The 20,204-nt window shown below is 56.3% G+C and carries 20 protein-coding genes; 9 read left to right on the top strand and 11 right to left on the bottom strand.

What is annotated here, in order from left to right; translation table 11 throughout:
- The 5 genes from K5905_RS06345 to K5905_RS06325 all read right to left on the bottom strand — a co-directional run.
- Positions 1 to 661: TIM barrel protein (locus K5905_RS06345; RefSeq protein WP_297581524.1), on the bottom strand; the 661-nt coding region annotated here is incomplete at its 3' end.
- A 14-nt stretch (positions 662 to 675) separates the two neighbouring features.
- Complete coding sequence (locus K5905_RS06340; protein WP_297581521.1) at positions 676 to 1,572, bottom strand: NAD(P)-dependent oxidoreductase; 897 nt, start codon at positions 1,570 to 1,572, stop codon at positions 676 to 678.
- A gap of 132 nt (positions 1,573 to 1,704) precedes the next feature.
- Positions 1,705 to 2,979 (bottom strand): TRAP transporter large permease, encoded by a 1,275-nt coding sequence (locus K5905_RS06335; RefSeq protein ID WP_297581518.1) that lies wholly within the window; start codon positions 2,977 to 2,979, stop codon positions 1,705 to 1,707.
- A 4-nt stretch (positions 2,980 to 2,983) separates the two neighbouring features.
- A complete protein-coding gene (locus K5905_RS06330) occupies positions 2,984 to 3,490 on the bottom strand; it encodes a TRAP transporter small permease (protein ID WP_297581516.1) in 507 nt (168 codons plus the stop codon).
- Between the two features lie 65 nt (positions 3,491 to 3,555).
- Positions 3,556 to 4,548 (bottom strand): TRAP transporter substrate-binding protein, encoded by a 993-nt coding sequence (locus tag K5905_RS06325; protein WP_297581513.1) that lies wholly within the window; start codon positions 4,546 to 4,548, stop codon positions 3,556 to 3,558.
- A 164-nt stretch (positions 4,549 to 4,712) separates the two neighbouring features.
- Between K5905_RS06325 and K5905_RS06320 the strand changes: the two genes are divergently transcribed.
- The gene (locus K5905_RS06320) at positions 4,713 to 5,747 is read left to right on the top strand and encodes a LacI family DNA-binding transcriptional regulator (RefSeq protein WP_297581510.1); all 1,035 of its coding nucleotides are present in this window, start codon (positions 4,713 to 4,715) and stop codon (positions 5,745 to 5,747) included.
- Between the two features lie 20 nt (positions 5,748 to 5,767).
- Here the strand turns inward: K5905_RS06320 and K5905_RS06315 are convergent, their stop codons facing one another.
- Positions 5,768 to 6,796, bottom strand: a complete 1,029-nt coding sequence (locus tag K5905_RS06315) for a LacI family DNA-binding transcriptional regulator (RefSeq protein ID WP_297581507.1) — start codon at positions 6,794 to 6,796, stop codon at positions 5,768 to 5,770.
- 145 nt (positions 6,797 to 6,941) lie between these two features.
- Here K5905_RS06315 and K5905_RS06310 point away from each other — a divergent pair, with 145 nt between their 5' ends.
- The 4 genes from K5905_RS06310 (at position 6,942) to glp (ending at position 11,070) form a co-directional block, all read left to right on the top strand.
- Positions 6,942 to 8,018: a fatty acid desaturase gene (locus tag K5905_RS06310; protein ID WP_297581504.1), complete on the top strand. Its 1,077-nt coding sequence runs from the start codon at positions 6,942 to 6,944 to the stop codon at positions 8,016 to 8,018.
- 12 nt (positions 8,019 to 8,030) lie between these two features.
- Positions 8,031 to 8,354 carry a MocE family 2Fe-2S type ferredoxin gene (locus K5905_RS06305; protein WP_297581501.1) on the top strand — a complete coding sequence of 108 codons (324 nt, stop codon included), beginning with the start codon at positions 8,031 to 8,033 and terminating at the stop codon, positions 8,352 to 8,354.
- A gap of 83 nt (positions 8,355 to 8,437) precedes the next feature.
- Entirely contained in the window at positions 8,438 to 9,661 is a 1,224-nt protein-coding gene (locus K5905_RS06300) for an FAD-dependent oxidoreductase (RefSeq protein WP_297581498.1), read from the top strand.
- Positions 9,662 to 9,804: 143 nt separating this feature from the next.
- Complete coding sequence (gene glp, locus K5905_RS06295) at positions 9,805 to 11,070, top strand: gephyrin-like molybdotransferase Glp (protein WP_297581495.1); 1,266 nt, start codon at positions 9,805 to 9,807, stop codon at positions 11,068 to 11,070.
- 39 nt (positions 11,071 to 11,109) lie between these two features.
- On the opposite strand, the gene mog is transcribed toward glp, so the two are convergent.
- The 5 genes from mog to K5905_RS06270 form a co-directional block, all read right to left on the bottom strand.
- A complete protein-coding gene (gene mog / locus K5905_RS06290; RefSeq protein WP_297581492.1) occupies positions 11,110 to 11,631 on the bottom strand; it encodes a molybdopterin adenylyltransferase in 522 nt (173 codons plus the stop codon).
- 5 nt (positions 11,632 to 11,636) lie between these two features.
- Complete coding sequence (moaA, locus tag K5905_RS06285) at positions 11,637 to 12,653, bottom strand: GTP 3',8-cyclase MoaA (protein ID WP_297581489.1); 1,017 nt, start codon at positions 12,651 to 12,653, stop codon at positions 11,637 to 11,639.
- Between the two features lie 84 nt (positions 12,654 to 12,737).
- Positions 12,738 to 13,214: a plastocyanin/azurin family copper-binding protein gene (locus K5905_RS06280; protein ID WP_297581486.1), complete on the bottom strand. Its 477-nt coding sequence runs from the start codon at positions 13,212 to 13,214 to the stop codon at positions 12,738 to 12,740.
- A gap of 20 nt (positions 13,215 to 13,234) precedes the next feature.
- On the bottom strand, positions 13,235 to 13,789 hold the full coding sequence (locus K5905_RS06275; protein ID WP_297581484.1) for a DUF2478 domain-containing protein: 555 nt from the start codon (positions 13,787 to 13,789) through the stop codon (positions 13,235 to 13,237).
- A 12-nt stretch (positions 13,790 to 13,801) separates the two neighbouring features.
- Positions 13,802 to 14,584, bottom strand: coding sequence for a Crp/Fnr family transcriptional regulator (locus K5905_RS06270; protein ID WP_297581482.1), 783 nt, complete (start codon positions 14,582 to 14,584; stop codon positions 13,802 to 13,804).
- Positions 14,585 to 14,870: 286 nt separating this feature from the next.
- On the opposite strand from K5905_RS06270, the gene K5905_RS06265 reads away from it, so the two are divergent.
- From K5905_RS06265 to K5905_RS06250, 4 genes are all read left to right on the top strand, one after another.
- Positions 14,871 to 15,944, top strand: a complete 1,074-nt coding sequence (locus K5905_RS06265; protein WP_297581479.1) for a cytochrome c peroxidase — start codon at positions 14,871 to 14,873, stop codon at positions 15,942 to 15,944.
- A 12-nt stretch (positions 15,945 to 15,956) separates the two neighbouring features.
- Positions 15,957 to 17,099: a cytochrome c peroxidase gene (locus tag K5905_RS06260; RefSeq protein ID WP_297581477.1), complete on the top strand. Its 1,143-nt coding sequence runs from the start codon at positions 15,957 to 15,959 to the stop codon at positions 17,097 to 17,099.
- A gap of 11 nt (positions 17,100 to 17,110) precedes the next feature.
- A complete protein-coding gene (locus K5905_RS06255) occupies positions 17,111 to 17,707 on the top strand; it encodes an arsenate reductase (azurin) small subunit (protein ID WP_297581475.1) in 597 nt (198 codons plus the stop codon).
- Positions 17,708 to 17,718: 11 nt separating this feature from the next.
- On the top strand, positions 17,719 to 20,204 hold a 2,486-nt coding region (locus tag K5905_RS06250; RefSeq protein WP_297581473.1), incomplete at its 3' end, for an arsenate reductase (azurin) large subunit.

Raw genomic sequence — 20,204 nt, 5'->3', positions numbered from 1 at the left:
CCAGAACATCCTTGATGTGGACATGGCCGAGATAACCGTCTCGCAGCTCTTCATAACCATCCGGATACGCCAGCTCATGACACCAGCAATTGTTCGCCGGATCCCAAAGAACCTTCAACGTGCCCTTGGCACCCAGATCGTCGATCAGTTTGCGGCCTGTGTAACTGGAATTGACCATGGTGCCATTGCCCGTTTCCACCACCAGGGTTAGACCTTCCGCCTTGGCCAGATCAACCGCGGGCGCGATCAACGGCAGGGTCGCATCCCAGGCGCCCTTGGCGACATTCCACTTTTCCGCACCGCCCTTCCCCCAAAGGATCTGTTCCTTTTTGTTGGTCATGATCCGCACGAGAGGCGCACCGACGATATGAGCCATTTCCATGACGCGCTTCAGCGCATCCATGTGCGTGGTGTGCAGTTCATCACCCGGTTTGTTTGCCGCCGTCATTCCGGCAAAAACGTGCCGGGACAGGCAGCTGACAGGTTTCCCGTGCCCTTCCAGCAGTGACTTGATCTGAGCAATCTCGTCCCTGCTGTGATCGCCGACTTCCTTGTCTCCGACAAATTGCAGTTCGGCATAATCGAGACCGAATTCGTCCATAACGGCCAGCGCGTGTTTCAGGTCACGGCTGATGCCGTCGCATATGACACCCAGTTTCATGTTTCTCTCCAGGCTCAACGGTGCAGTTCGGCGCCGATGATTTCTTCAATCACCCGGGTACACACCCAGTTGTCGCCGTTCGGATATTTGGATTTGCCCGCATGAAAGATCTGCATGGCTGTCGAAGCGGTCTGCATCGGAACCTCCAGCTGCTCGGCCAGATCAAGCGCAATTGTCAGATCCTTGTGCATCGTCGCGATATGGCTGCCGGTGCCTTCGAATTTCCTGTCGATTATGTTTTCCAGCGCCGTCTTTGAAACGCCGCACCCGGCCCCGGATGTAGAAAAGACATTGTAGATGACTTCTCCGGGCACTCCGGCCTTGGCGGCAAGAGCGGCGGCCTCGAAAGTCGCGGAGAAGATGGATCCGATCAGAGACTGAAGGCAAGACTTGACCGTCTGGCCGTCACCGGCCTTGTCTCCGACGATATGAATGGTCTGCGAGACGGCTTCCATCACCGGTCGCGCCTTTTCAAGAACCGCCGGGGCGCCCGCCGCCATCATCGTCAGCGTACCGCCCTGCGCACCGGGGAAACCACCCGAGACCGGACTGTCGATCAGCTCGATACCGGACCCGGCCATGGCTGACCCGATTTCGCGGGCTTCAGACGGTTTGATCGTTGCGGTCAGCACCACAACACCGCCCGGTTTCATGTTGTCGACGAGGCCGTCCTCACCGAGTACCACCTGCCGGGCCTGCCCGCCATTCATGACCATGACGAAAACCACATCCGCGGACCGCGCGACCTCTGCGACGCTTGCCGCAGCCCTTCCCCCCAATTCGCGAAAGACGGACATACGCTGCTCGCTGAGGTCAAAGCCGGAGGTCTCGAAGTCGTTCTTGATCAGGTTCTTGGCAAGCCCGCTGCCCATATCCCCCAATCCGATGACACCTGCGCGTAACATTTTCATTTCCTATTTCATCCGGGCACACCGGCGTTTCTTTTCTGGCACCCTGCCAAGGGTGTCGGCTCTTGCGGAGGTTTCGGGCGTCAACCGACGCCGGGCAGGTCCAGAAGACACTCCGCTTGCCCAAAACTTTCCTCAGTAGAACAGACCTGGAATCCAGAGAACCAGCTGAGGGAAGATGCACATCAGAATGAGCACAAGGACGTTCGCCATCAGAAACGGCGCAGCCCCGAGGAAGATCTCACCGATCCCCAGCCTGGCGATCGCGGCACAGACATTCAGGCAATTGCCGACAGGCGGCGTACAAGCCCCCACCGCCAGACCCGAAACCATCACCACACCGAAATGAACACCGGAGATACCGACCGACTGCGCCGCCGGCAGCAGCACCGGGGTCAGAAGCAGAATGGCGGGACTGACGTCGATGAATGTGCCGGCAACCAGAATGACCGCCGTAATGACAAGCATCAGCGCAACTGGTCCAAGGTCCAGACTGATGACATAGGCGGCCAGCGTATCCGGAACCCGCTCCAGCGCCAGCACCCAGATGTAAAGCTGGGAAAAGGCTATGATCATCATGATTTTGGCACTGGTCAGGATTGCCGCGCGCATGGCATCCGGCAACTGCTTGACGGAAGCAAGGCCAACGATCAGAAATCCGATCAAAATCCCGTAGGCGACGGCCATGCCGGCGGTTTCGGTCGGTGTTGCAATGCCAAACACAACGGATCCGACGATCAGCAGCGGCATGATGGCAACCACGGCCGAACGCCGGATCTGCCGCCAGGCTTCTGCGAGCGTGAATGGCACTGCTTCGGTCGGATAGTCATTCTTCTTCGACAGGTACCAGACGATACCGAGCTGGAAGACACCGACCATGATACCCGGGATGACGCCGCCCAGAAAAAGTTGGCCGACGGACTCCTGCGCCGCGATCGCATAGATCACCATGGCAACAGACGGCGGAATAATCATGCCCATGGTAGAGGACGCAACCGTGATACCGGCGGCAAACTGCACCGGGTAGCCGCGCTTCTTCATTTCCGGGATCAGCACCGAACCGATGGAAGCGGTATCCGAAGCCGCGGAGCCTGAAATCCCGCCGAACACCATCGAGGCAACAACGTTCACAAGGCCCAACCCGCCCTTTAACCGTCCTACGAAGAAATTTGAAATGTCGAGCAATCGGCCGGTGATGCCGCCCGAGTTCATCACAAATCCCATCAGGATGAAGAGCGGCAGGGAGATCAGCGCATAGCTGTTGATCCCCGCGAAGAACCGTTGCGGCAAAACGCCGATCAGCATTGGCTGTTCAACCATGAAATAGGCGAGTGCGGACAGTCCAAGCGCATAGGCAATCGGAACACCGATGAAGAGCAGCAGAAACAGGCTGGCAAGCAGGATCAGCATCGTGTCAGTCCTCCGGCATCCAGAGGATGTCGATGCTTTCCCGACCGGCTGCGGTCAGGATGATCTTCACCACACAATAAAAGACTGCCAACCCGCAGCCGATCGGAACTGAAGCATGCACAAGCCCTTGCGGCCAGCCAAAGGGCTGCCATGGGTTGTGCCCGGCCAGAGAAATCCAGCCGATTGAATAATAAACCATGGCACCATTGATTACGCCGACCAGGGCCAGCCCGAGAATGTAGGTCAACTTCTTGGCCTGGTACGGCAGCATGTCGATGAAGAAGGTTATGGCGATATGTTCACGCTTGGTGATGCACACCGCCCCGCCAATCGCACTGGTGAACAGAAATGCAATCGTGATGAACTCGTTGCCACCGTAAATCGATGAGCTGAATCCGTATCTCAGGACGACCAGCAGGCAAACGAGAACCAGAAACACTGCAAACAGCGCAATGAGAAGCCATTCCAGAATGCGCGTGAGTTGCCGGTCCAGCGCGATGAGAAAATCCATGCTCTCCCCCAATGACAAGGACATCTCCGGCCGTTCGAAAAACGGCCGGAGCAGTGATTTAAGGGTTAGCTGCAGGATGCGGCCGCCGCCCGCGCGGCATCGATGTCACCCGCCGAAAAATGTCCGGCTTCGATCATCTGGTCATAAACCGGCTTTACGGCTTCCTGAAACCCGGCCAGAGCTTCCGGCGTAAGCGTATTGATTTCCATGAACTTACCGAGTTCATTGATCACATTACCCTCCGCTTCCCGGTAAAGGTCGTCGGACTTCTTCATCGCCTCGACGGCAACCTCGTCGAAAATCTGCTTCAGATCGTCCGGCAATCCATCATACCAGGCCTTGTTGACAATCAATGGATCCGGACCGGTCATATGGTTGGACAGGGTCATGTATTTCTGAACTTCGTGGATCTTGAAGTCCCAGATATTCTGCGGCGGGTTATGTTGTCCGTCGATCACTCCCTGCTTGAAGGCCTGATAGGCTTCAGAGAACGGCATGGCAATCGGGTTGGACCCGATGGCTGTTCCGGTTGCGATCATGAGGTCGCTTTGCGGTTCGCGGATTTTCAGCCCATTCAGGTCTTCAACCTTGGTGATCGGGCGCACATTGTTGGTGTAGGCGCGAAACCCCTGACTGATGCCTGTTGCCGGCACATGATAGCCGTTTGTTTCCGCTCCGGCCTCAATGCCGTTTGTGAAGTCGCTGGCAACCAGGCACTGCATTTCGTCCCAGTTCGCGACCAGGAACGGCAGCTGATAGATATTGAAAGCCGGATTGGCGTCGGCAAAGAATCCACCACGTGTTCCTTGAAGAATGCCCGTCGTCACCTGATCCATCATTTCGCGCTCGTTACCGAGCACGCCGCCAAAGAAGTTCTCGACTTCGATACGGCCATCCGACCGCTTCTCCAGCTCCTCTTCAAAAAACTTCATGGATTGCGAACGGATCGCGCTTTCCGGCTGCTCATTACCGTATTTGAATGTGAAGTCGGCCGCGGTGGCGCTCGACACCATCAAGGCGGTGACCGCTACGCTGGCGAGATATTTAATCCCCTTCATCATCTGTTCTCCTCCCGTTAGACGATGATCATACGATGCCTTTTTCTCTGCTCAGCCAGCCTACTTAGCAAGATAAAAACACCAATTTGACGTAATTGATGTTTTTTGATGCTTTCATGTACTTCAATTTATGTAAACTTGATGGAAATTGATGGAGTATTGACGTGACCAATCCAGATCAACTCAAACGCAGGGCCAGAATCGCTGAAATTGCCCGTTTGGCCGGTGTCGGCACCGCAACCGTCGATCGCGTCCTCAATGATCGTCCGAATGTCAGCCCTGCAACCCGCCAACGGGTCGAGCAGGCAAAGGCGGCAATCGAAACCGGTGAACCCATCAAATCCCGGTCGCGTCCCTGGCGGCTGAAGGTGTTTCTCCCGGGTGAGGCCGGCCCGTCCACGGAATATCTGGCTGCATGTTTTCAGGAGTTCGGAGCCCGGGGCAACGCAACAATCGAGTGCGTTTTTACAAAGAAGATGGAACCGGCCGTTCTCGCCAGAAAGCTGCAGGCTTGCGCGGGTCAGGGAATCGATGCCATTGCGTTTCAGGCGCTGGACGACCCACGGGTACGGCACGCTGTTGAGGAACTCGCGCATCTCGACATACCTTGCCTGACGCTCATCTCGGGACTGGAAACCCCCGCACTTGCCGGCTTTGTCGGTATGGACAATCGGGCGGCCGGCAAAACGGCAGGCTATCTGATGGGGCGGTTCGAACGGCAGAAAGGCGCGGTCGCCGTTGTCTCCGGCGGTCAGATTTACAGGGTGCATGAAGACCGGGAAATGGGGTTCAGAGCATGCCTACGGCGCGACTTTCCCCATCTGGAAGTGGTCTCGACCTATAGCGGCCACGACGATATCGATGGCAACTACACCGAGGTCCGCAAGATCCTGGAAAGCAAACCGGACCTGATTGGGATCTACAATGTCGGTGGCGGCAACGAAGGCATTGCCAAGGCGTTAAGAGAGGCTGGACGCCAGCACGAAATCACGTTCTTCGGCCACAACCTGACACCAAAGACCCAAGGGTATCTGCTCGACGGAACAATGGACCTTGTATTGCACCAGAACATGAAGCGCGCGGCGGGGCGCGCCGTTGACGCCCTGATCGCCCGGCTGGAAAACAGATCCTATCAGATCCGGTTGATCCCGACGGAGATCATCACACGGGAGAACATGATGGGCGCAACCTTCGGCTGAGAAACCTTGTCGGACCTGCCTTAAACATTTTCAGGTGTGATCAACTGGAAATCGATGATTTCGTTTAAAAACCCGGCCGGTTTCCCGCTCAAAACCCTCTCCATGACCGCTAATGATCGGGCAACAGTGCTTTCGACTGGATTGGCAATTGAAAGATCGACCGAACCATCCAGCAATCCTTCATCCACATGCGGGCTTTTTTCGTGGCATATGTAAAAAACCTCTTCATTGCGTTTGGTTTCCCTGAGTGCCTTGAGGACACCCCTGACGCCACCACCGCAATGATAGAGACCCTTGAGATCGGGAGCAGCGGCAAGCAGTTCCAGTGTTGCTTCATAGGCGACGGCTGCATCGTCTAGATAAACCAGGGAGTCCCGCAATCCGACGTCCGGAGCGTATTCCCGGAGGGCACTGCGAAAGCCGGCCTCAAGCGCCTCATGTCCGAGATACCGGTGAGAACCAACTAGAATTCCGATTTCTCCAACCTGCTTCGAAAATCGCGCCATTGCCCAGCCGGCCGTCCGACCTGCTTTCCGCCCGTCAATCCCGATATAGCCTGCCAGGTCAGGCGAACTCAGCGGACTGAGCAACGAGAAAACCGGAACGGCTCTCTTTTTGCATTGCTGGATCGCTGCATGAACCTTCGGATGGTCTATGGAAACAAAGGCGATCGCATCGGCTTTGTCCGCCATCGCAAGCAGAGCTTCGGCAAGATCATCTGGCGACAGGCTTTCGACAAAGCGAATTTCGGCGGTTGCTCTGATTTTTTTAAGATCAGGTGCCGAACGAACGACGCCGTCGGCCAATGCCTGATAGAACCACTTGTTTTTCTTTTGAAGAATGAAGCCCAGCCTTCTGTGCGGGACGAGTTGCTCGACCCGCCGTTGCATTGCGCCCTGCCCGTGATAGCCAAGTTCCCTGGCTGCGGACAGCACGCGGTCCGCCGTGGCTTTGGTTACGGGCGCCCGCCCGTTCAGCACCCTGTCAACTGTTGCAATTCCCACATCTGCCTTTCGGGCGATGTCTTGAAGCGTAACTTTGCGGCGCATTTGATACTTTCCATCATTCATTCTTGAGACTAATTTGAGAGATTTGATAGTTTTTATCAAGCTCGCGTTGACCCAATCACGGATTTCTCTGATCTTCTCGCACTATCTTGAGGAGCCCCCCAAATGAAATCGGGAGAGGAAAACCATGACGGCCAATGCCGCTGACAAGCGCGACTACAGCCTGACAGGACCGAATTCAGGCCCAGGCTTTACACCCAGCGAATGGTACAGCTCCCGGATACCGCGAAAACGCCTAAAGGAACTTATGAAGAGGTCCGACAGGCCGAGCATGGTCAACTACAGTATCTGGTTGGGATTTGTGCTTGCGCTCGGTGCCTTGCTGATCGTGACCTGGGGAACAGTCTGGGCATTCCCGATCGCTATTCTTTACGGTGTTTTTTATGGGTCCGGAGCAGATAGCCGCTGGCATGAATGCGGCCATGGAACTGTCTTCAAGACACAGTGGCTGAACAACTTTTTCTACCAGGCAGCCTCCTTCATGTCGCTGCGAAACCCGTATCTTTGGCGCTGGAGCCATACACGCCACCATACGGATACGGTCATCGTCGGACGGGACCCGGAGATTGCGTTCCCGCGGCCGCCGAGCATTGGTGTCTGGATATCTAATCTGCTTTACATCCCGGCACTGACCGGTGAATTGAACAAGATGCTGAAACTCAGCTTCGGAAAACTGACCGAAGAACAGAAGGACTTTCTGATCGAAGCAGACCGAAACAAGGCCTTTTGGGCGTCCCGCATTCAACTCGCAATTCTTGTTTCGATTGCCGGCCTGTCCATCTCACTACAGAGTTGGTTGCCGTTGATGCTGGTGGGTCTGCCGACATTTTATGGCTCCTGGCTGCACCATATTATGGCAACAACTCAGCATGCGGGATTGGCAGAAGACGTTCCGGACCATCGCATGAACTCTCGAACGGTCTATCTTAACCCGTTCTTCCAGTTCATCTATTCCAACATGAACTATCATGTGGAACACCACATGTATCCCATGGTGCCATTTCATGCACTCCCGGCGCTTCATGAGGAAATCAAGGCCGATTGCCCGCTGGCCTACCCCTCGCTCTGGGCTGCCTACAGGGAAATGATCCCTGCCGTGCTGAAGCAGCAAACCGACCCGAATTTCTATATCAAGCGGCCACTGCCGGCCGATGCCATGCCGACACCGGACTATCAGCGTCCCGTGTTGCAGGCTGCCGAGTAGGAGAAAGCGATCATGGCGACCTGGATTGAGGCCTGTGCCGCAGAGGATGTCGAGAACGAAGATCTCATCCGCTTTGACCACAATGAGCAGACTTTCGCGATCTACCGCAGCCCGGACGACGAATACTACTGCACCGCAGGTCTGTGCACACATGAGGAAGTGCATCTGTCGGACGGCCTTGTCATGGGTCACATCATCGAGTGTCCGATGCACAATGGTCAGTTCGACTACAGGACCGGGGCGCCTCGGCGATCTCCAGCCTGCATCAAACTCAAGATATATCCGGTGAAGGTTGAGAACGGGACCGTCTTCATTGACATCGGAGAACCTTCATGAGGCGGATTTACGATTGGATTGCCAGGTTTTCTCTGCGTACCGTCACCGCAGCCGATTCATTGGCACTCAAAGGCAGTTGAACAATGCGTGTCGTCATAGTTGGAGGCGGACAGGCAGGTGCATCGGTTGTTTCCAAACTCCGGCAGCTCGGATTTGACGGCGAACTCCTGATGATCTCGCAGGAAACTGTGCCACCATATGAGCGTCCTCCTCTGTCCAAGAAGCACCTGCAAAACCACACAGCCGGAAAACTCGTGGCGATACTGCCGGAAGAATTCTGGACCGAGTGTCGGGTGGAATTGCGGTTGAACACACGTGTCGACGCCATCGATCCCGAGGCAAGATTTCTTCAAGCCGGAAAGGAACGTATCGACTTTGACCATCTTGTGTTGGCCACAGGTTCTTCTGCGCGCCGGCTTCCTGAAGCGATCACAAACGGCCTCGAGCAGATCTTCCATCTCCGGGATGTCGAGGATGCAAATGCACTGCACGCTCATCTCCAGCCGGGGACGTCGCTCGTCATTGTCGGTGGTGGTTACATCGGCATGGAACTGGCTGCAACGGCCAGGGTCAAAGGTCTTGAAGTCACGGTCATCGAACGGGACGACCGTATCCTGAAACGTGTCGCTTCAATGCCTCTTTCAAACGAGATCGGACGATGGCACCGGGATAACGGTGTTCGCATTATCGAGTGCGCCGGTGTCGCAAAATTATCGGGAAGGAAAGCTGTCCAAAATGTGACCCTGCAGGACGGCACGAAAATCCGTGCAGACATCGTTGTCGTCGGAGTGGGTGTTTCACCGCGGACCGGCCTGGCGGAAGCAGCCGGCCTTGAATTGCATAACGGCATTTCAGTCAATGCTCTGGGACTGACGAGTCGTCCGGGCATCTGGGCAGCGGGTGATTGCGCATCCTTCGAATTCGAAGGACGGGTGCTGCGACTGGAGAACGTGCAGAACGCAATCGAACAGGCCGAAACGGTCGCCGAAAACATTCTCGGTGCGAACAAGAACTACCGTCCGCTACCAACCTTCTGGTCCGAACAGTTTGACCACCTTGTTCAGATTGCCGGTCTCTTTCACCCAAGCATGACCACTGTCAACCGGCAAACGCCCTCTGGAACGTCTTTCTGGCACTATCATGATGACAATCTGAAAGCGGTTGAAGTCTTGAATGACCCGAAAGCCTTCTCGATTGCCAGGCGCATGCTGGCAGACGGCAGGTCACCGGCGGCAGATGAAGTTGCATCACCGGATCTGAACCTGAAGACGCTATTGAAAACGTCGAAAAAAACAGAACCTGTGTGAAGGTCGTCAGTTGAGTGAGGATAGGTGGGCTTGCAGACCTCCGCTCCATTGACTGAGATCAAGAGAAACTTCAAGCAAAGAGGCTATTATTCGCACAATCAGGGTCCCCGCAGGCCCGCTCGAATTTGACTGGATAGACGTCGATGGAACCTCTCGTTCAAGCCGGTTGCTGCGATCGCGACACGGAAAGAAGCCAAAAGCTCTCGAGTATTGAAACAACGGCAGAACGAGCTCTGCAGCTCTGCTCAAGAATTGTCGAAACCGAAGTCGTCGCGCTGCCGGATGCTGTTGGACGTGTGAGCGCGGGCGATACGGTTTCACTGTTCTCTCTACCGATACATGACCACTCGGCAGTCGATGGTTATGCCCTGGGTTCAAGCGGCAAGGGATCCTTCAGGATCGTCGGGCGGCTCACTGCGGGCGAAACACCGAAAGATGCGCTCAACAAAAGCGAAGCCATTCGGATCATGACCGGAGCTCCGGTGCCGGAAGGCACGGAATGTGTGGTCATGCAGGAGCATGCAAGCGTTGAGAGTGGCTATGTCAGCCCCACTTTCGAAGTTCCCGTGGGCGACAATGTCCGGCGAACCGGTGAGGATGTCCGGGCTTTCGACACATTGGTTCGCGCCGGGACCCGGCTTGATGCGCGCCATACGGCTCTTTTGACCGCAAGCGGCCTTCAAAATGCGGGCGTAGTGCGTAAAGTCCGGGTCGCGGTCCTCTCGACAGGCAATGAACTACGCGACACCGGCGTCGGCATGGGACCTGGCCACATCTTCGACACCAACCGGCCAATGCTGCGTGCGCTCCTTTCTTCGAACCGCACCGAGATTACCGATCTCGGTATCGAGCGCGACAATCTTGAGGCAATCACGGCAACACTGAAAAACGCTGCCAGAACCCATGACCTCATCATCACGTCGGGCGGGGTCTCGGTTGGTGAGGAAGATCATCTGAAACCGGCTGTCGTTGCCGCAGGTGGCAGTATTGAAAGCTGGCGCATGGCGATCAAACCCGGCAAACCGGTCGCTCTCGGCAAAATAGGCAATGCGGTTTACCTCGGTCTGCCCGGCAACCCACTGGCCTGTTTCGTCGATTTCCTGCTGCTCGGTCGCCCGATTATCGACGGTCTTTCCGGTGCAACACGCCGTGACCCGCTGGTACAGAATGCCAAGGCTGCGTTTGAATGGACACGTCGCCCCGGACGCCGGGAGTTTTTCCCCTGCAACATCGTCGGTACATCCGAAGAAGGCTTACCACTGCTTGAGAAAACCGGCAGAGCCGGATCGGCGCGACTGTTGCCGCTGATCGAGGCCGACGGCCTCGGTGTTGTCGATGCCGACTGCACAGATGTGCAACCTGGCAGCCATCTGCAATTCTACCCGTTCCGCGCGGATATGGGTCTCTGATCCCGATACATATGGCTCAAGAAGGGTTCTATTGAACCCTTATTTGCGTGGGCGGTGAGATTTCAAAACCGCCGGATCGGTATCCAGGAACCCGGCTTCGATCAATTCCAGGCAATAGGGAACCGCCGGAAAGACCGCTTTCAGACAGACATCGATGCTTGCCGGAGATCCCGGCAGGTTCAAAATGAATGTTTTGCCGCGAACACCGGCTTCCTGGCGAGACAGGATTGCGGTCGGGACATAGTCCAAACTGGTCCGCCGCATCAGTTCGCCGAAACCCGGCAGCGGTTTGGTGACGACTTGCTGCATGGCCTCCGGCGTCAGGTCCCTTGGGGCAGGTCCCGTTCCACCTGTGGTCAGGATCATGTCGACCTCGCGTTGATCGCAAAGCTCGAGGAGTTCATCGCGCACCACTTCAACACCGTCCGAAACGATCCGTCGTTCGATCTCCATCGGCGTTGACACAGTCTTGCGCAACCAGTCCTCAATCGCAGGGCCGCTCAGATCCTCGTATTCTCCCCGGCTGGCCCGGTCGGAAATCGTCAAAATGGTGATGCGCATCCGGGCTAGCCTCCAAGCGTCGACATGGAACGGGTGATGCCGCTCACGTCGCTCTCGCCAATATGAAATTCGTGCCCGCGCGGCTTTTCAAAAACCTTCGCGCGGATCAACTGCGCAACCGTTTCGTTGCCATCCGACTGACGCAGAGCGTCCCGCAGGTCCAGACCACCTTCCTGTCCCATGCAGGTGTAAAGTTGCCCAGTGCAGCTGAGACGGATCCGATTGCAATCGGAACAGAAATCGCAGGACATTGGTGTGATAAACCCGAGTTTCCCACCGGTCTCGCGCAACCGGACATATTTTGCCGGACCACCCGTGGTTTCACTTAGCGGCTCAAGCGTCCACCGCTCTTCCAGCCTTTGACGCAGCTCTCCAAGTGACAGAAAACTCAGGCTGCGGCAGGACGCAGCACCGCCAAGCGGCATTTCCTCAATCAACGTCAAATCCATGTTTCGCTCATGCGCAAAACGGATCAGATCGTTAAGTTCTTCCTCAAAGGGCCCCTTTTGCGCAACGGCATTCAGCTTGACGCGAAGCCCGGCCTCTTGCGCAGCCTCCAGACCGGCGAATACACGGTCGATCCTTCCCCAGCGCGTGATCGTCCGATAGCGGTCTGCATCCAGCGTATCGAGAGACACATTGACCCGTTTCACACCGCAGGCAGCCAGGTCCCTGGCATATCGGGAAAGCAATGACCCGTTTGTCGTCAGTGTCAGTTCGTCAAGTTCACCGCTGTCCACATGACGTGACAGGTTCTCAAACAGGCTCAAGACGTTTTTGCGCACAAGCGGTTCACCACCGGTCAACCGGATCTTGCGGATACCGTGAGCGATGAAGACGGTCGACAACCGGTACAACTCCTCCAGGGACAGAACATCCTTGCGTGGCAGAAAGGTCATGTTTTCCGCCATGCAATAGGTGCATCTGAGATCGCATCTATCTGTCACGGACAGGCGCAGATAGCTTGCCGTACGTCCGAACTGATCCTTGAGGGCACTACAGGAATGAAATGCGTCAACCATGAGAGAACTTCAGCTTTGTCATTGTTCGAAGCAGCCTGCTTCCACTATTCGACCGCCCGCGGTAAATTGCCGATCGGGGTTACGTCAACTCTTGAATTCTTTGTCCAGTCTGGACACAAGAAGATCCAGTTTTTCACCCGCGCGCCCAGGAAGGGACTTTGCCCAGCTGGATGGCGGGTTTTGCCAGGTGTCCGGTTCGCCGACGGCAATCAGCATGACCATTCCGTAGCGCCCGTGAACCTTGCAGGTCAGAACGTAGAGCCCGGGAACATCCATCGTACGGGTCTCGGAAGCGGTGTTGGCAATGGATATTTTATCCACGCCCTCCGGAATCAGGCCCTTCGCACTTACAACCGTGTGCTGGCCGCGTGAGTTATTGAAAGTGACGCGCCCGCCGACCGGCAGACGAACGAAATCCGGTTCGAACCGGAACATGTCCAGCACGCGCTCGGCTGTCGGATCACTGACCTGGTCGATTTCTTCGCCTGACACCTCGGATTGCGCGAGCGCGGCGCCCCCAATCAGCAACATTGCCAAAAGCGCCGCAGGCAACATGCGCATTGTCGAAACTGCAGATTTGATCACAGCGCAGCCTGTTCAGTATCGGTTTGTGTCTGGTGTTTTGTCAGTTGCGGCAGCAGCCAGGACAGAAGTTGCTCCGGATCAGCCGGAAGGTCAGCAGCCAGGTCTGCGCTGAAGGTTTCCCATTCGCCGACGTAGCGTTCCTTAACCGCCGTCAGGACCGGAATACCCAGCTCCACAGCGCGTTCAATCACCGGCCTGAAACCTCGGCCTTCCGATTCCCCCCTGCCGAAACGGTTCAAGATCAGAATATCGGGCCGGCTGTCTAGCTGACGTCTCAAGTTCTCCGCGGCATTCGCCAACGCGCCCGGATCCAACCGGCATCCGGTCGAACCGGATCCAAGTGGTTGTGTGATACGCGTGTTTGCACCGCTCGAAAGGTCCTCCAGGTGGGAAATCGGACAACAGCTGCCACGATCCGGCAACTGGCGTTGCAAGCAACCGGCCATACGAACACCACGAGACCGCAACCCCTTAACAAATGCATCAAGCGCCGGTTCGACTTCGGCGCTCTGCCCATATCTGATTGCAGCAAGAAGCTTGGGTTCCGTCATGTGAGTTTTCCTTCAAAGGCCTCGCCTGCGCGGGCGACCTCCATTTGCGATCTGCCGCAAGCGATGTACGTCCTCGATGGTGACCAGGTCGGCTTCCGGTAGGTTGATGACGCCTTCATTTGTCAGCGTTGTGAAACCGCGGCTGACCGTTTCCGGCTGAAGTCCCAGATAATCGGCAACATCTCGCCGCCCGAAAGGAATCGACACCGTGTTGAACTGGGTGCTCCTGCGTGGAAGCGTGCGGTGTTTGAGTTCAAAGATGAACGCGGCGATACGTTCGATCGGGGTCTTTTTCGCCAGGTCGTTACTGTGGTCCAGAAGCTGAAACAGAAAGCTGTTCATCTGATCCATGAAGTGCTCGCGCGTGACATTCGACAGTTTCAGCAACCGATCGAATACCGGCTGCTCCATCACCTGAACTGCGCTTGGTGAAAGAGCCGTGATCGCCCCGTTAAGCCTGTGACTCAGCGAACCAAGGTTTATGTAGTCACCTGGTAAAAACAGCCCGGTAATCGTCCGTCTGCCATCGCTGAGATGCGCCACAATTCCAACCACACCGGTCATAACTCCTATAACCGGGGAATTGGGAAGCGTGTCAGGTTCGATTTCATCCCCGGCAGCCAGAGTGAAACGATGCGTCCCCTTGGGAAGCGCTGCACCAAAGGTTGAACGCATCTCGCTGCAGATGCAGGCCTGCGCATGGAAACCACAACGATGCTCCAGTCCGCACGCGCTTTCTACGGTGCGGCCAACCTGGCCATAGTCATAAACTTCCATGCCGATAGGAGATTGCATCTTGTGCCCCACTCAAATTCGACCGGAGTATATGAGCGCATCAGGTTCGCTTGTTTGACTTTGCTCAATGAATACAAATAACTGAAACTTTTCTATTTTCGAATTTTCGAAATTATCGGCTCGACTTCTAAAACATACGTAGGAATACCCAAAAACCGCACGAGCTGATTGCAATCAATGCCGCGACTCGTGAATGGCGAATACTGCCTGCCAGTAGGGGAGTCGCAGCACGAGCCGGTTTCGGTCTGACTGTTTGTTAATGCTCCCCTCCACAACGGAGGGTCATATGCGCCTAACTGCAAGTATTGCAGCTCTGCTTCTATCCACCACAGCCGCCTGGTCCGCTGACCAGGGTCCGGTAACGCCGCTGGAAGTGAATCCAGAGTTGGCTGAACTGGGCAAGCGCCTGTTCTACGATGCGCGCCTGTCGGGAGACACAAATCTTTCCTGCGCGTCCTGCCACATGCCTGAGCTCGCCTTTACTGATGGCGAGGCGCTTTCCACTGCCTATAGTGGTTCGGAAGGTTTCCGCAACACGCCCACACTGGCCAATGTGGGTCAACGGGCAAATTGGATGCATGATGGCCGCCTCGGTACAAACCTGAACGACGTCTCCCGTGAAATGATCACGGAAGACTACCTCATGAACATGGACATGCGGATGATGCAGGAGCGTCTGAAGCAGGATCCGGTCTATGTTGAAATGTTCGCGGCAGCCGGCAAAGGGGAGCCATCGAATGGCGGTGCACGTTCGGCGCTTCAGGAATTCCTGAAATCCATCACCTCCTCGGGTGCTCCGTTCGACACAGGTGAAATGAGCGAAGCCGCCAAGCGGGGTTACGTCAACTTCAAGGGCAAGGCCGGTTGCACAAGCTGCCACTCCGGTGACCGCTTCACTGACGACATGCCCTACAATATCGGCGTCCCGAACAATCCGGACATCTGGTCAGACCCGCTGCGTCACCAGACTTATGTCGCCTATGCGAAATTCATGGGCGTTGAAAACTACATGAATGTACGTGAGGACCTGGGGGCCTACATTCGGGACCACTCGGAAAGCTCCAAGCGGACCTTTGCCACGCCGACACTCAGAGAACTGACCTACACCGCGCCTTACATGCATAACGGCATGCTGGCGACGCTGGAAGATGTGGTTGAATTCTACAACCAGGGTGGCGGCGACGATCCGAACAAGGATCCCCGTCTGGAACCTCTTGGGCTGACCCGCGGCGAAAAAGCCGACCTGGTCGAGTTTTTGAAGGCGCTGTCCGGCACCAGCTACAACCAACCTGCCTATGTCTGGGAACAGGATGACTATGAATATCAGGTCGTTCCCGACTGGAAAAACGCGACAAACTGAGGAGACAGGATCATGTCAAAAGCCATGAAGAAAACCGTCTCCGCATTGGCTCTTGCAGGTGCATCCGTGCTTGCGATCGCCACCGGAGCGATTGCTTCTGACCGACCGGAGGAACTCGCACCACTCGGCGATCCGCCCATACCGGCGGACAATCCGCAAACACCGGAAAAGATCGAGCTCGGCAAGTTGCTGTTCTTCGACCCGCGCCTGTCCGGTAATGGTGCCATGCCATGCTCGGCCTGCCATCTTCCGGATGCCGGTTGGGATTTCCCGGACAAGATTTCACTCGGGTATCCCGGAACGGTTCACTGGCGAAATTCACAAACCATTGTGAACTCCGCCTATTACGGCAACCTGTTCTGGGCTGGCTCTTCCAAGTCTCTCGAAGCGCAGGCCAGGTCTGCCGCCAAAGGCGCTGTTGCCGGAAACGGCGAAGACGACATGCTGGAAGCGCGTCTTGCCTTCGTTCCGGAATACCGCGAACGTTTTAAGGACGTCTTCGGAACGGAATATCCCCGTCTCGGCCATGCCTGGATGGCGATCGCCGCATTCGAACGCACGCTGGTTCAGACCGACACGCCATTCGACAATTACATGCGCGGTGATGATGCGGCGTTTGACGACGCCCAGAAACGAGGCCTGAACCTGTTCACCGGCAAGGCAGGCTGTTCCCAGTGTCACAATGGCGCGCTGTTGAGCAACGAGAAATACTACAATCTCGGCGTTCCGGCATATGACGGCTGGGAAGATGATGATTTGGCGCAGATCACCTTCCGGTACGAACTTTATGCAAAGGGTTCCACGGAAGAAATGTACCGGTCCTACAAGGACGATCCGGGTGTCTATTTCCGGGCAAAGGACAAACAGCACCTTGGCAAGTTCCGTGTTCCGTCCCTGCGCTACACCAAATACACGGCGCCATACATGCACAACGGCATGATCGAAACGCTGGAAGACGTCATCGAGTTCTACAACCAGGGTGGCGGTGAAAACCAGTTCGCTGAAACCAAGAGCGAGCTCATCAAACCTCTCGGGCTGAATGACGGCGAGAAAGCCGATCTGCTGGCCTTCCTGGAAAGCCTCTCCGGTGAACGCATCGTGATGGAGGAGCCTGAGCTTCCGGAATACGACATCCTTCCAGCGGCTTCGAACTAAGGAGACGGATTATGACGAAACATCAAAAACCGATCGATCCGGCCCTGATCGAAGCCATCAACGGCCCGAAGGAAGTTGCCACAACCGGCAAGCGTTGCCTGATGAACCGCCGTCAGTTTCTGCTGACCTCGGGCATCACCACCTTTACGGTTATGGTCGCGCTGAAGGCTGGACCGTCTTCGGCAAAAATTCCGGCGGTCGTATCGACCTATGAGCGCAAGCATATCGGCAAACTGTCCGAACTGAAGGAAGACGAACCACTCGACTTCACCTATCCCGACGACGGTGCCTATTCGGAATCCATGCTCGTGAAACTCGGCCGTGAGGCCGGTGGCGGCATTGGACCGGACAAGGACGTGGTTGCCTTCAACTACACCTGCACGCACCAGGGCGGCCCGCTTCAGGGCACCTACAAGTCCGAAGACAAGGTTCTCGGCCCGTGTCCGTTGCACCTGACCACATTCGACCTGACGCGTCACGGCATCTTCATCTCCGGCCAAGCCTACCAGAGCCTGCCACAGGTGCTTTTGGAGCTGGATGGTGACGACATCTACGCCGTCGGAATGTTCGGCCTGATCTATGGCCGCTACGACAATCTCAAGGGCTGAGGAGACCGATAATGTCCACACCCTACTATATCCCGGAGACGAACATTCCTCTGCCGCCGGTGGATGCGGATGTAATCTCGACGGCTTGCGATTACTGCATTGTAGCTTGCGGGTACAAGATCTATCGCTGGCCGGTCAAGGGCGGCAAAGTCGGAGGCGAAAGGGCCGAGGAAAATGCATTCGGCGTCGACTTTCCCGTCGACCCCCTCGGACCCTGGGTTGCTCCGAACCAGTACAACGTTGTCCTGCACAATGGTGAACCGCATCACGTCATCATCATTCCGGACAAGGACGCCGAATTCGTCAACCCAAACGGCAACTCCTCCATCCGTGGCGGTGCGATTGCGCAAAAGGTCTACAACCCGCAGACCCCGACCCGTGATCGCCTGAAATCTCCGATGGTTCGCATGTTCGGCGTCCTTATGCCGGTCACATGGGACTTCGCCATGGAGATTGCCGCGGAAGTCGGCAAGCATGTGATCAGGAAACACGGCGAAAACGCCTACTGCGTCAAGACCTTCTCGTATGGCTATATGGAAAACACCTACGCCATCACGAAATACGCCTTGAACAGCGTCAATACGGCCAATTTCACGTTCCACGACACTCCGTCCGATGTGACCTCAACGCCGGGTTTCCGCGATGCTGGCTTCGACAATTTCGGTCCGTCCTACGAAGACTGGAGAGACGCCGAAACGCTACTCGTCTGCGGCACCGACCCTTATGAAACCAAGACCATCCTCTTCACCGACTGGATGATGCCAGGCATCCAGAACGGTCAGAAGGCGATTTTCATGGTCCCTCGCAAGACCGGCGGTATCGCCTATGCGGAAAAGAACGGTGGCATGTGGCTGGACATTCAGCCGGGCACCGACCTTCTGGTCGTCAATGCCATTGCCCGCGTGATCGTGGAAAACGGCTGGGAAGACAGCGACTGGATCCAGAAATGGGTCAACAACAAGTGGGAAAGCTCCTCCGGTTTCGGCCAGGGCACAAGGAACACCCCCTGGCAGTGGCGCACAACCTGGGGCAAATTCCAGACCGCCGGTTTCGATGATTGGAAGACGTGGCTGCTGTCCCAGGACGAGTTCGCTCCCGAGAAAGCTGCGGAAATCGCCCAGATTGATGTCGAAAAGATCTACACTGCCGCCGAATGGATGGCGAAACCGAAGGAAGACGGTTCCCGTCCGAAAACTTCGGTCATGATCGAAAAAGGCTTCTACTGGTCCAACAACACCGGCAACACGCAGGCCATCTCCGCTCTCGGCATCATTGTCGGGGCCGGTGGCCGCCCGGGTCAGGTCATCGGTCGTGCAGGTGGTCACCAGCGCGGAGGTCTGCGCGGCGGCAAATACCCGCGAAACAAGTCACCTGAGAAACTGCCGGGCCGTCGTCGCCGTGCAATGGATACGGACCGATATCTGATGTCGGGCCACACCCGCTTCGCCCATGTGATCGGCAACACCTGGATCCAGTCCATGTGCGGCTCCCAGTCTCTTGCCGCAAAATTCGACGAGTTGACGGTACAGAACCCGCACCAGATCCGTTCCTTCGACAAGCCGGAAATCATCGACGCATTGAAGCGGCGTGTGGACAGCGGTGGCATGGTCGTTGTCAATCAGGACATCTACCTGGTTGACCCGATCGGTGCACGTTACGCCGATATTGTCTTTCCAGCCGCCGGCTGGGGTGAGGACACGTTCACCCGTGCAAACGGAGAGCGCCGCATTCGACTCTATCCGAAATTCTATGATGCTCCGGGGGAAGCCAAACCGGACTGGTGGATCATCGCCAGACTGGCAACGGCCATGGGCTACAAGGGCTTTGACTGGAAGAATTCCAACGAAGTTCTGGAAGAAGGCTCCCGCTTCTCGCGCGGCAGCCGCAAGGACTTCCACATGGTCAAGGTCGTCGCCCAGCGCGAAGGCAAGACACTGCATGAGAAGTTGGCCGAGTTCGGCACCAACGGTATCCAGGGCCCGGTCCTGTTGCAGGATGATGGCACGCTGGTCGGCACCAAACGGCTGCACGACACGGAACGCAAGCTTCCGGTCGACGGTCCATCCGGTGCAAACCGCCTCGGCAAGAAGCTGACACACTTCAACTCGCAGACCGGCAAGTGCAACATCCAGAAGTCACCATGGAGCCTTTTCTCCGACTACTGGGCATGGCTGAAGCCTAAGGACGACGAGTTGTGGGTCACATCCGGTCGCATCAACGAACGCTGGCAGTCCGGTTATGACGACCGCCGCCGACCGTATATTGTCCAGCGCTGGCCGGAAAACTGGGTGGAGATCCATCCCGATGATGCGGCTGCCCGCGGCATCGAAAACGGTGACTATGTCATGATGTATTCGGATCGTATTCCAGTACAAAAAGACACCATTCTCGGGGTTGAAGGTGATGATTTCACTTTCACCAAGCTGATGGAACACGGTCACATCGAACTGACTGAAGCCGCAATCACCGCGGTTGCCATCGTGACACCGGCTGTGAA

Origin of the sequence: Roseibium sp., from assembly GCF_025698965.1 — a bacterium.
Classification (GTDB): domain Bacteria; phylum Pseudomonadota; class Alphaproteobacteria; order Rhizobiales; family Stappiaceae; genus Roseibium.
This window is presented reverse-complemented; position numbering and strand designations above follow the sequence as displayed.